This is a genomic window from Runella salmonicolor (assembly GCF_024158025.1).
Classification (GTDB): domain Bacteria; phylum Bacteroidota; class Bacteroidia; order Cytophagales; family Spirosomataceae; genus Runella; species Runella salmonicolor.
Genome location: NZ_JAMZEL010000002.1, coordinates 730,473 through 742,849, shown reverse-complemented (window position 1 = coordinate 742,849; position 12,377 = coordinate 730,473). Strand labels below are relative to the sequence as shown.

At 46.1% G+C, this 12,377-nt stretch carries 12 protein-coding genes; 8 read left to right on the top strand and 4 right to left on the bottom strand.

All coding sequences use genetic code 11. The features are described from left to right. Positions 1–28: 28 nt before the first annotated feature. Together lipA and NCI00_RS08985 are read right to left on the bottom strand one after the other, a co-directional pair. Positions 29–907 (bottom strand): lipoyl synthase, encoded by an 879-nt coding sequence (gene lipA, locus NCI00_RS08990; protein ID WP_166557789.1) that lies wholly within the window; start codon positions 905–907, stop codon positions 29–31. Positions 908–989: 82 nt separating this feature from the next. Continuing rightward, a complete protein-coding gene (locus NCI00_RS08985) occupies positions 990–1,748 on the bottom strand; it encodes a hypothetical protein (RefSeq protein ID WP_166557788.1) in 759 nt (252 codons plus the stop codon). A 278-nt stretch (positions 1,749–2,026) separates the two neighbouring features. Here NCI00_RS08985 and NCI00_RS08980 point away from each other — a divergent pair, with 278 nt between their 5' ends. Beyond that, positions 2,027–2,839, top strand: a complete 813-nt coding sequence (locus NCI00_RS08980) for an N-acetylmuramoyl-L-alanine amidase-like domain-containing protein (RefSeq protein WP_253526806.1) — start codon at positions 2,027–2,029, stop codon at positions 2,837–2,839. A 4-nt stretch (positions 2,840–2,843) separates the two neighbouring features. Here NCI00_RS08980 and NCI00_RS08975 read toward each other — a convergent pair whose 3' ends face one another. Next, positions 2,844–3,890: a DNA/RNA non-specific endonuclease gene (locus NCI00_RS08975; protein ID WP_253526805.1), complete on the bottom strand. Its 1,047-nt coding sequence runs from the start codon at positions 3,888–3,890 to the stop codon at positions 2,844–2,846. Between the two features lie 114 nt (positions 3,891–4,004). Between NCI00_RS08975 and NCI00_RS08970 the strand changes: the two genes are divergently transcribed. The 3 genes from NCI00_RS08970 (at position 4,005) to NCI00_RS08960 (ending at position 7,413) form a co-directional block, all read left to right on the top strand. Further along, entirely contained in the window at positions 4,005–5,240 is a 1,236-nt protein-coding gene (locus tag NCI00_RS08970; RefSeq protein ID WP_253526804.1) for a BaiN/RdsA family NAD(P)/FAD-dependent oxidoreductase, read from the top strand. 139 nt (positions 5,241–5,379) lie between these two features. Then, positions 5,380–6,594 (top strand): tetratricopeptide repeat protein, encoded by a 1,215-nt coding sequence (locus NCI00_RS08965; protein WP_253526803.1) that lies wholly within the window; start codon positions 5,380–5,382, stop codon positions 6,592–6,594. A gap of 24 nt (positions 6,595–6,618) precedes the next feature. Next, positions 6,619–7,413, top strand: a complete 795-nt coding sequence (locus NCI00_RS08960) for a formylglycine-generating enzyme family protein (RefSeq protein WP_253526802.1) — start codon at positions 6,619–6,621, stop codon at positions 7,411–7,413. Positions 7,414–7,418: 5 nt separating this feature from the next. Here the strand turns inward: NCI00_RS08960 and NCI00_RS08955 are convergent, their stop codons facing one another. Next, a complete protein-coding gene (locus NCI00_RS08955) occupies positions 7,419–7,937 on the bottom strand; it encodes a C40 family peptidase (RefSeq protein ID WP_253526801.1) in 519 nt (172 codons plus the stop codon). A gap of 277 nt (positions 7,938–8,214) precedes the next feature. On the opposite strand from NCI00_RS08955, the gene NCI00_RS08950 reads away from it, so the two are divergent. The 4 genes from NCI00_RS08950 (at position 8,215) to NCI00_RS08935 (ending at position 12,300) form a co-directional block, all read left to right on the top strand. Then, complete coding sequence (locus tag NCI00_RS08950; protein WP_253526800.1) at positions 8,215–8,712, top strand: GNAT family N-acetyltransferase; 498 nt, start codon at positions 8,215–8,217, stop codon at positions 8,710–8,712. Between the two features lie 68 nt (positions 8,713–8,780). Further along, on the top strand, positions 8,781–9,002 hold the full coding sequence (locus NCI00_RS08945; RefSeq protein WP_253526799.1) for a hypothetical protein: 222 nt from the start codon (positions 8,781–8,783) through the stop codon (positions 9,000–9,002). Positions 9,003–9,434: 432 nt separating this feature from the next. Next, on the top strand, positions 9,435–11,477 hold the full coding sequence (locus NCI00_RS08940) for a thioredoxin domain-containing protein (protein ID WP_253526797.1): 2,043 nt from the start codon (positions 9,435–9,437) through the stop codon (positions 11,475–11,477). A 25-nt stretch (positions 11,478–11,502) separates the two neighbouring features. Then, on the top strand, positions 11,503–12,300 hold the full coding sequence (locus NCI00_RS08935) for a queuosine precursor transporter (protein WP_253526795.1): 798 nt from the start codon (positions 11,503–11,505) through the stop codon (positions 12,298–12,300). The last annotated feature ends 77 nt before the right edge of the window (positions 12,301–12,377 follow it).

The following is a 12,377-nucleotide window of genomic DNA, read 5'->3' as shown; positions in this document are numbered from 1 at the left end:
AGAAACCTTATGAGCAGTTTAAATGATATTAAATCGGCACATTTACGTGGCGCTCTGAGTGGTAGCTAGACCGGACCAATGGGCCTGATTCGACGTACTTGAGGCCGCGCTTCAGTCCTTCTTCGCGGTACATGGCAAAGGTTTCAGGATGAATCCACTCAATCACCTCGTGGTGCATTTTGGTGGGTTGTAGGTATTGGCCCAAGGTCAAAATATCAAGTCCGTGTGCCACCAAATCGTCCATGGCCTGAAACATTTCGTCTTGGGTTTCGCCCAAGCCGAGCATAATGCCGGATTTAGTACGTTTGCCAAAGTCTTTGGTCCGACGTATTTGCTCCAAACTGCGTTCGTATTTGGCTTGCGGCCGTACGGCGCGGTAAAGTCTGGCCACGGTTTCTACGTTGTGAGAAACCACTTCCTGGCCCGCAGAAATCATTCGTTCGAGGGCGGCCCAGTTGCTTTTTGTATCAGGAATCAAGGTTTCAATCGTGGTGGAGGGGCTCAATTCTTTGGTCAAAACCACCGTTTGGTGCCAAATCTCGGCCCCACGGTCTTTGAGCTCGTCTCGGTTTACGGATGTAATGACGGCGTGTTTAACCCCCATGGTTTTGATGGCTTCGGCCACGCGGCGCGGCTCATCGACGTCGTATTCGTTGGGACGGCCAGTGGCTACGGCGCAGAAACTGCAACTACGGGTGCAGACATTGCCCAATATCATAAACGTTGCGGTTCCTTCTCCCCAGCATTCGCCCATGTTTGGGCAGTTACCGCTTTCACAAATCGTGTGGAGTTTGTTGGTATCTACGATGGTCCTGACTTTTTTGTATTCAGGCCCGACGGGCAATTTTACTCTTAACCAATCTGGGCGTTTTTTGCGCTCTGAAGTTATAACGGGAAGTTCTATCATTTCTGAAGTTAATTGTTGCCAGCTAACAGTTATTTGTAAAAAAATCTTTCTGCGATTACAAATAACAAACCGTTAGCGACGGCTATTTCTTATTACCGAAAAACAAAGTTACGTAACCCGAAGTGAACAAACTACGATTTTCGGCAAAAGGTATAATCACGGGGGCTTTGCTGAACAACTCGGTCAGGAAGCCAATCTCCAAACCAGTGAGGTTGCTCCGAAAGGCACTCAACTCAAAACTGAACGCGATTTTGGCATTGACGCCTGGCACGATTTTCGATTGTCCGATACCTTGCATAATGTTTCCTGCGCCCAAAATATTGCCCAAATCGGTGTGTTTAACTGGGTCATAAGCTTCGGTACGAACCACACCGGGGCGTACTTGGTACTGTATAAAATACGGTTTCAATATCCCCAAAGAAGCGCCGACGGCCAATATCCCGTTGATTGAAATCCCTTCCTCATTGTTGCGGTTGGAAAGGATAATTTCACGGCCATATTGCGGACGCAACGCAAAGAGATAATTTTGTTTGCCGGGCGTAAATCGTGCGCCCGTGTTGCTTGATTGGGCGAGTTCTTTTGGGTGCCGCACGTTGACCAATTCAAGGGCTAAATAACGGTACTGGGCTCTTCCAAACAGGTCTTTGTCCATTCGGGTTGAATGTCGAACCACCAATCCACCCAACAGGCCAGAGTTGGTGTTGGTCGTAACTCCGTAGGTTGTTATGGTAGAATATTCTTCCTCCTCGTCTTCAAGGTTTGTTTTAGCACGACGCTGCTGACCCCATGCCACTTCGGAAAGGAGCAAAAAAGCCAGAATTACGGTTGAGATAGATTTCATCAGACTTAACAAAAATTTTACTTAAACATAACAAAAATACCTAATAAAGTCAAGTCACTATACGTTAAAAATCGCTTTATGGTTGCCGATTCTTTCACTATTTTAAACTATTTTCAAGGGTGTAAGGTTCAGGATATTTTTTCAAATCTTAAATTGATGTTTGTTAGAACGAGTGAATTTTGTACTTTTTTTATTTTAGTCAGGCATACCCTCTTGGCTATTCAAACTAGTTCGAGATGCCGCTTACTTTTAAGTTATTTGCTTGACAGAACCCGATTATGACAAAGACCCCTGCATTTATTTTTTTACTTATTAGCCTTTTTGCAAAGTCGCTTTATGCCCAAACTGAAGCGGTGTTTGCCGAAAAAATGCGCATTCCTCCAAAATCGACCCAGGCCCAAACCGCTTTGTACATCGCAGAAAGTTTCTTGGGAAAACCCTATGTGGCGCATACCCTTGAAAAAACACCTGAAGCCCTCGTGTGTGATTTGCAAACCTTTGATTGTTACACTTTTGTGGAATCAGTGCTGGCCCTGACGCTGACCCAAAAGGCGTCGGGTAGGTATGATGAGTACCAAAGTTTCCTCCAAAAATTACGCTATCGAAAGGGAAAAATTACGGGATATGGCTCACGGCTGCATTATTTTCTGGAATGGAAACATCAGGCCGTGGCCCAAGGATGGCTTGTGGACGTTACGGAGTCATTGGATGGGCAGAAAATACAGCCCACAATTCAGTTTATGACCACCCATCGAGGGTTTTATCCCGCCTTGAATGATGAAAAAACGGTGGCTGAAATTCAAAATGCCGAAAAGCAATTGTCCCAAATCCCGTGGTTTTATATTCCTAAAAACAAGGTCGCGGCAATAGAGCCAAAATTACGGGATGGGGATATTATTGGTATAACCTCTACCATTGCGGGATTGGATTTTAACCATGAAGGTTTTGTGGTACGAAAAGGAGCGCGGGCGTATCTGCTGCACGCTTCTTCTGACTTAAAAAAAGTAACTTTATCGGCCGAGCCATTGGCCGATTACCTCGCTAAAATCAAAAAACACAGCGGTTTGGTGGTGCTACGAATCAATGATTAGAGGATTAGTTGCGGGCCGAGAACCATCCTTTGGTGGTATTGGCACTTTCCAATTTCTTCTCCAGCGTGTCGGGTAGGCGTGGAAAAAAGTCAATCCCCGTCATGCGTTCAATTTCATCCACACTGACTACAAACGTTTTGAGGTTTTCGCTCGAAAACTCATTTTTGAGTATAAAACCAATCATCCGAGGTTGGTCGTCGGTGAGGCACAGGGCAATTTTATAGTACATTTCGGGCACGGCAATCTCATTTCTATTTCCAATGGTGGGCAGACCTGGTTTAAGTACGGGACCCGTTACGATGTATAATTCGCCGTCGCGCTGGGCCCATTGACGAAACTTTTGTTCCAAATCGTTCCATATACCACGGTTAAAGTCAGGCACTTGTGGGCTGATATTGCTCATATAAAAGGTTTCCTGCTTGTCAGAAGGGTTGATGTTGAAATCACCAGCAGGGGCCAAGTGGCCGCGATCATAACCCGTACGGGTATAATCTGTCGTGATGGCCGAACCCGTAGAAACAAGCGGGTCTGGAACGAATTTGTTGCCGTCGCGGGAGAGGTAGGCGCTTGCTTCGTCGTTGGTCAATTTATAAGCGACCCAGTCGGCCTGTTCGTATTGCTCCCGATAACGCAGCGTAATCTTATGATGGCGAATGATTTGGTCATTGGAGCCGATGGCAGGTAAGTTGAAATCCTTCACCTTCGCGTAGTCGGCCGTGGTGTTTGAAGAGGTACTTTCCTCTTCGGTTTCTTCCTCGTTGGTAGTGTTTGAAGATTTGTCAATCCCCTCTTTTTCCAACAACGTACGGTCGTCGGAAGCTACATCGTCGGCGGTGCGGTCATCGACGGCCACATCGCTCGATTCGGGGACCTTATACGGGTTCTTGCCGCGTTCTGGTGGATTTTTGTCGTAAACAAATACGCTCTTTACATCATTCCAAAAGGCCACGAGCGGCTTGGTCCGACCGCGATAGTGCAGTACAAGACCGATAACAATAAAAAAGAATAGTAAGAAAAGGGTATTCCCCAAGCGTAATCCTTTGCGGTGCATTCCGATGTCAGCGTTTTTGATAATTATTGCAAAGAACGGGATAAAACCTCGCGTTTAGCATCTGGATGCGCAAAGATTTTTGGACATTTGCAGCTAAATACCAAATTTTTGAACGTGCAACAACTTCAACTCATTGTCATTGGCGGCGGAGCGGCGGGTTTTATGGGCGCCATTACGGCGGCAGAAACTTTCAAAGACGCCAACGTTATTCTTCTGGAAAAAAACAGAACATTACTCAATAAGGTACGCATCTCGGGGGGCGGCCGCTGCAACGTGACCAATGCCGTAGCGACCTTGCCTGAGTTATTAAAAGGCTACCCGCGCGGGGCTAAATTTCTGCGTTCTTTGTTTGAAACCTTCAACAACCAACATACTATCAAGTGGTTTGAAGAGCGCGGTGTGCCGCTCAAAACCGAGCCAGACGGACGGATGTTTCCCGCCACCAATACCTCCGACACGATTGTGGACTGTTTGATGAAAGCGGCCCATCATGCGGGGGTAAAAATTAGGACGGGGGCGGGAGTGACTCAGCTGAAGCCTGTTCCGACGGGCATTGAGGTGGTGCTACTATCGGGCGAGGTACTCCACGCCGACCGCGTGCTGGTTACGTCGGGTGGGCACCCGCAGTTGAGTGGCTATGATTGGCTAAGTGAGTTGGGGGTTGAAATTGTGACTCCTGTGCCTTCGTTGTTTACCTTTAATGTTCCTTCTATTCCTTTCAAAGACCTGATGGGTGTTTCGGTCGGAGGTGTGGGCGTGAAATTGGCGGGTAGCAAATTGGCAGAGACGGGGCCGTTGCTTTTTACGCACTGGGGCGTGAGCGGCCCCGCCGTGCTACGGCTGTCGGCGTGGGGGGCGCGTGAGTTGTCGGACAAAAACTATCATTTTGTGTCGTTGGTCAATTTTACCAATAAAAAGCCGAACGAAATTTTGCAGCAACTAACAGATTTTCAGCGAGATTCGGGTTGGCGGGCCAAGTTTGTGTCTACGCAAGCGCCTTTTGGATTGCCCCAACGGCTTTGGAAGCAGTTGGTTGAACTGGCCAATATCCCCGATACTATGCGGTGGGCGGATTTGCCCGCCAAGAATATGAACCGATTGGTGGAACATTTAACCAATTTTCAACTGGATGTGCGCGGCAAAACTACTTTCAAAGAAGAATTTGTCACCTGCGGCGGAGTGGCGTTGTCGGACGTAAACCCCAAAACGCTCGAAAGCCGCAAGGTGCGGGGGCTGTTTTTTGCGGGAGAAATATTGGACATTGACGGTATTACGGGTGGGTATAATTTTCAGGCGGCTTGGACAACGGGGTATATTGCTGGTAAACAATTGGGGCAGTTGATAGAGTAGCCTTGTTAGGCACGTAGGTGTTTACCGTTAAGTAAATCACCGTTGTGGGTGAGGAGAATAAGCGTTAAATTGGCGTAACAATGAGCGGCAGTAACTCCCTTCGTTGTGGAAAACTCTCATTTAGCTCCTCCGAATGCCCATGAAATCACTCCTTCTGTTTCTGACGCTTTTACTGCTTTCAGGAGCGTCTTTTGCCCAAAAAGTCACCTTTGATGACTATAAAAAGCGAGGAGATGCCTGTTTTGTAAAACAGGATTATCAATGCGCAAAGGATAATTACGAGCGCGCCCTCCGGATTCGGGACAATGATGCCTACTGCAAAAGCCAACTCAAAAAGGTAAATGATGCGCTGAAAAAAGCAAGCACCCAAACGCCCCCCAAAAAAACACCACCGAAGGTAGAAAAAGAGTCAGAAAACGTTAGAATCGCTGAATTAAACAGAAAAGAGGGCGATGATTTGTTTAAAAGAGGAGACTACGAAGCGGCCCAGAAGAAATACGAGGCCTGTCTCAACGTGCCTTCTTTTGGGAGCGATGCGTACGTAAAAGAGCAAATCAAATTTAGCCGTTTGGCGGCGGCATTTTTGACCGATGCCAAAAATGCATTGGCGCGCGGCAACGACTTGGAAGGGCTGGCGTATCTGAAAAAAATTCTGGAAATAAACAGCGGTGACCCCATTACGCGGCGACTAATCACCGAGCATCTTCAGCAACGAGGCAATCAACAATTTGCTAAAAATCAATTCATTGAGGCAAAGAAAAGTTATGAAGAAGCTCTGCCTTACGCCGATATCCAAACCAAAGCAGTATTGGCAAATCTTATCAACACGACCGAAAAAGAGCTGAAAGCCGACACTGAAAAAAAAGCAGAGGCCGCAAAAGTAGCGAAGCAGGAGCCCAAAACCGCATCTAAAGAACCAGTAGCTGAAACTAAGAAAACCGCAGAAAATAAGCCAATTGAGCCTACTGCTAAGCAGGAGGTAGTTAAAAAAGAAGACGCTAAATTGCCAAAAAGCCCGTCGAAGCCCTCGGTGGTGCCCAAGATTATTACGGCGGGGGTGGGAGTAGGAGCCCTTGCTTACGCGTTTGTTCTGAACAATCAATACCAAGCTAAGCTGGATAATTTTACGGCGCTCAGTCGCTCGGCTGAGTACCGTCAATGGCGAGTGGCGTACGATGATGTCAAGGCCGCCCGGAGCAAAAACGGATTGATGAATGTCTGCCTTGGCGTGGCGGTGGGGGCGGTGATTGTTGAAAGTGTGTTGTTGTTTAAAAAGCCCAAAGAAAAACGAGCCGCTTTGAAGTTAAATTCGGCCTCTCAACAGTGGGGCTTGGCTTTACAGTATCAATTCTAAGCATCATAATTGCACATATACGCCATGAAAAAAATCAGTTTTTACCTTCTGTTGTTCACGCTGACCAGTTGTAAGTGGGAGGAGCCTTCATTCAATACCCTTTTTGATATGGTTTTAATCGACGGAGGGAGTTTTGATATGGGACGCCGGGCCAATGATAATATTTTGGATACTCAAAAGAGAGACGATGAAGTCCCCGTTCATTCCGTGACGCTGGGCAGTTTTTACCTCAGCAAATACGAAGTAACCGTGAAGCAATACCGTGATTTTTGTGCCGTAACGGGCCGAACCGCCCCTGCCAACCAAAAAGAGGAGAATCCTGTGGTAGGTGTCACATGGAACGACGCCGTGGCGTATTGTAATTGGTTAAGTCAAGAAACGGGCCAAGCGTATCGTTTGCCCACCGAAGCAGAATGGGAATTTGCCGCCCGAGGAGGTAACAAAAGTCAAGGCTTTATTTTTGCGGGGAACAATTCCCTGGCGGAGGTGGGCTGGTACGATGCTAATAGTGGTCGCTCAATTCGTCCCGGAGGGCAAAAACAAGCAAATGAACTGGGGCTTTATGATATGAGCGGAAACGTGTGGGAATGGTGCAGCGACTGGTATGGGCCGTATTCAAAAGAGCCTGCGACCAATCCCAAAGGGCCGAGTACGCCCACTCAGGGAGCGGTACATGTGCATCGTGGTGGATCGTATTTGTATGGCAGTATTTATTGTAGAATTACATTCAGAGGCGGTCCTATTTTTGGCAGTACGCCCAACGTCGAGACTTTTACCAACAACACGATTGGTTTTCGATTGGCCGCCGATGCAAAATAAACCGATTAAAAAGGTCGTATTGCCTTCACAAAGCGGTTTTTGAAGTATTTGGAATAGAGATTATCTTCCCGAACGCCCTTGGAAGACGAGGCGTGGATGAACAGGATTTCGTTTTTGCCCCTTACTTCCGTCACAATGCCCACGTGCGATACGTAGCCCGCTTTACCCGCATCTGGGACGTAAAAAATCCAGTCGCCTGCTTTGATGTCGTGTACTTCTTCGACTTCGGTGCCAAATTCGGCCTGTTGCCACGAGATACGGGGTACTTTAAGTCCTACTTCGCTATAAACACTAGCAACCAACCCTGAGCAGTCTATGCCGCGACGGTCGTTGCCGCCGCTGCGGTAGGGCGTTCCGGTGAAGGTACGGGCCGTGTTTACTACATCGCGAACGTAATTGGCATAAGCGCCTTTGGGCTTGGCCGCCAACGGACGTTTGGACGCGGGGGCTTTTGCGGCAGGCCGTGTATTGTTACTTCTCGAAGGTGCTTCCGAAGTTCTGAAAACCGCACATGAAGTCATCATTAAAGCAATAAAAAGACCACAAGCATGAAGTGTTAAATGTTGTTTGGGTAGGGACTGGAAAAATAGACGAAAGCGCATAGCGTTAGGGATAACCGGTCAAGGAAAACTATTTACTGCGTACCTCAAGGGCGGATTCTGCAAAAATAACGAACGAATAAGAAAATTAGCGTGGATATTTTTCAATTTTCGCGTTGTTTGCAAGGTAGAAAAGTCTCTCATCTTTTTGGGGAACTTTGAAAACCAAAAACTGTTTTAGAAAAAAGCCCAACCACCAAGAATGATTAAACTGATTACCGCTTCCCAAGCGCATTTGCCCGAAATCAAGCGCATTGCTTACGAAACTTGGCCTGCTACTTTTGGGGCTATTCTTTCCGAAATACAAATCGCTTATATGCTCGACTGGATGTACAGCATTCCGTCGCTGACGAGCCAGATTGAGGAGAAAGGGCACGTATTTATTTTGGCCCAAGAAGACAACGAATACCTCGGATATGTTTCTTATGAGTTGAATTATAATGGGTTACCTAAAACAAAGATTCATAAGATTTACCTATTGCCCGCTAGTCAGGGAAAAGGAGTGGGGGCGTTGCTCATTGAGCGCGTTGGAAAAATTGCCGCCCAAAACGAGAATAAAGCCCTGTTGCTTAACGTAAATCGTTACAACAAAGCCGTTGGTTTTTACGAAAAAATGGGTTTTAACATTGTGGGAAATGAAAACATTGACATCGGCGACGGCTTTCTGATGGAAGATTTTATCATGGAAAAACTGTTGTGATTTTTGAAGTTAATGTATCAAACAGCTTTACGATAAAAAAGCTAAATTTGGAAAAATAAAGCAGAATCATGGGTATTATCACTTTTCATCCTGCCAATGAAGCCGATTATCAGTTGCTGATTGAATTGGCGAAGCGCCTTAATGTAGCCTTTACGGCTACAGAAACAGAGCCGACTATTTCTCAGGAAGAGTTTCTTTCAGGGCTGGAACGCAGTGTGGAAGAAATTAAGAATCATCAAAAAGGAGTGACCAAACTGCGCAGCGCTTACGACCTTCTAAATGAACTTTGAAATAATTGTCACAAGTGATTTTGAGCGTGAATTAAAACGTTTGCGTAAAAAATACCGCTCGTTAGGCAGTGATTTTGCTGATTTTTTGGAAAGTATTCAAAGAAACCCTGCCTAGGGACGCGCCATAGGAAAAGATTGCTACAAGGTCCGAATGGCGATTACAAGCAAAAATCAAGGGAAAAGTGGTGGCGTAAGGATTTTAACTTGTGTAAAAATTATTGATGGTATTATATTCCTTTTGGGATTTACGACAAAAGCGAAATGGAAACGTTGCCCGAAAAAGAGATTAAACGCCGTGTTATGGAACTATGATTCTGGTATACTCTTCTCCGATAACATTCTAAACGCCAGTTCATCTACCCAGAAATCGACCAGAATTGTCGTTTAGAGCAAATTATTTAATTTTTTATTCATCTATTTTATAAATCAGCCATGCCAAATCGTCTCATAAACGAAACCTCGCCGTATTTGCTTCAACACGCCCACAATCCTGTAGATTGGTATCCGTGGGGAGAAGAAGCACTGACCAAGGCCCGTAACGAAAATAAGCCCATTATCGTAAGTATTGGGTATTCGGCTTGCCATTGGTGCCATGTAATGGAGCGTGAAAGCTTTGAAAAAGAGCAGGTTGCGGGTGTGATGAACGCCGATTTTGTGTGTATTAAAGTAGACCGCGAAGAGCGCCCCGATGTTGATGCCATTTACATGGACGCCATTCATGCCATGGGTGCGCGGGGTGGTTGGCCGCTTAACGTTTTTTTGCTGCCCGACGCCAAGCCCTTTTACGGGGTTACGTATTTGCCCGCCCAAAATTGGGTGCAATTGTTGGGCAGTGTTAAAAATGCGTTTGTGAATCATCACGAAGATTTGGTAAAATCGGCGGCTGGGTTCACAGACAATATGCTGGTCAAAGAATCTGAAAAATATAACCTCCACGTAGACACTCAGATAGGAGAAGGGCTCGCTTCGGAGCAACCTTTTTCCTCCGTCCAAATGCGGAACGACTTGGACGAGATGTTTGAGAAAATAAAGGGCCATTTTGATACCGAAAAAGGTGGCATGGACCGGGCACCCAAATTCCCCATGCCTTCTATTTATAAATTTTTGTTGCGATACTATGCCGTTTCCCACAATCCCGAAGCGCTAAGGCATATTGAATTGTCGCTCAACCGCATTGCGTTGGGGGGGATTTATGACCACATAGGCGGTGGTTGGGCGCGGTATTCGGTGGATGATGAGTGGTTCATTCCGCACTTTGAAAAAATGCTTTACGATAATGGCCAGTTGGTGAGCATTTTTTCGGAAGCATATACCCTGACCAAGAGTGACTTGTACAAAAGTCGCGTGTACGAAACCATTGATTGGCTGGCCCGCGAAATGACTAGTATGGAGGGTGGTTTTTATTCAGCGCTTGATGCCGACAGCGAAGGAATTGAGGGGAAATTTTACATCTGGACGCAGGCCGAACTGAAAGAAATCTTAGGAGAAGATTTTGGATGGTTTTCTAAATTGTATAACATCAGAGCTTCGGGAAACTGGGAACATGGCTACAATCATTTGCATCTAGTCACTCCTTTTCCACAGAAAGAAGCCGAAGGGGTAGCGTACCAAAACGCCCTTCAAAAACTCTTCAAAGCGCGGGAAAGCAGAATCCGCCCTGGGTTGGATGATAAAATTCTTGCTTCGTGGAATGGCTTGATGCTGAAAGGGTTGACCGATGCTTATCGGGCATTTGGCGAAGAAAAATTTAAAGAATTAGCCTTAAAAAATGCGCACTTTTTGAAAGAAATAATGACCGCGCCGAACCATCAACTGTGGCATAGCTACAAAAATGGCAAAGCGAGTATTGTCGGTTTTTTGGAAGATTATGCGGCGGTCATTGATGGCTATTTGGGTCTGTATCAAGCCACTTTTGAAGAAGAATGGCTCGACGAAGCGTTGCATTTAATGGCCTACGCGGTCGAAAATCTGTACGATCCCGAAGATGAACTTTTTTATTTTACTGATGGCAATGCCGAAGAATTGATTGCGCGGAAAAAAGAGGTTTTTGACAACGTGATGCCCGCCTCCAATTCGCTCATGGCCCATAATCTGTTTGCTTTAGGAACATTGTTTGACTACGCCGACTACGTAAAGTTAGCGGATTGGATGTTGGCAAAAATGCGGAATGCCCTCCTGACCGACGTGCAATGGGGCACCAATTGGGCGGCATTGTACGCATTAAGGGCGCAACCTACGGCCGAGATTGCCATCGTCGGGGAAGAAATGGAACGTTTTCGTCAACAATTAGAAGAGCGTTTTGTGCCAAACAAAATACTGGTCGGTACCAAAACGGCTTCTGATTTACCTCTTTTGCAGGAGCGGATTGCCAAACAGGAGCAGACAACGGTGTACGTTTGCTTTAACAAAACTTGTCAATTACCGGTTAATACGATGGAAGAAGTTTGGAAACAACTGAATTATATCAACGAATAAAACCCATATAGCATCCCGCCTACCCATGCCCAACTCTACACCTTTTGAACAGAAAAAGCAGTTTCTGTTCCTCGCTTTGTGTGGTCTTTTTTTGACCAATGCGCTGATTGCGGAGATTATCGGCGTCAAAATATTTTCCGTTGAAGCCCTACTTGGCACCTCACCTGCTCAGTTGCCTTTGTTTGGTACTAAGCTGGATTTTAACATGTCGGCGGGGGTGGTCAACTGGCCGATTGTGTTTATTACTTCCGACATTATCAACGAGTATTTTGGGAAAAAAGGCGTTCGTCGTATTTCGTACCTGACGGCCATTTTTATCGCTTACATGTACATCGTCATTTATGCTACTACATCATTGCCTCCCGCCCAGTTTTGGTTGGAGGTCAACAGTAAGGACAGCCACGGCAACGCCATGAACATCGACGGGGCTTTCAATGCGATTTTTCGGCAAGGGCTCGGTATTATGCTTGGCTCGATTGTCGCTTTTTTGATCGGGCAAGTGTTGGATGTAACCGTTTTTTCGTGGTTGCGCCGGCGTACGGGCAGCAAATACATTTGGTTGAGAGCTACGGGCTCAACGCTGTTTTCGCAATTGGTAGATAGCTTCGTCGTGATTTTTATTGCCTTTTACCTTTTCGGCAACTGGTCGGTAACGCAGATTTTACAGGTGGGTAGCATCAATTACATTTACAAAGGTTGCATTGCGTTGTTGACAACGCCTGTTTTGTACGTAGCACATTATTTAATTGATAAATATTTAGGCAAAGAAAATGCCCGTCAATTGGCCGATGAAGCCGCAGGTATGAGTTTTACGGCAGTGTAGTTTTCATTGCCGTTTAATAACTTCTTCTTGTTTTTCTTTGAATATCAGGGACTTTGGGTTTATTTTAATAAAATAGA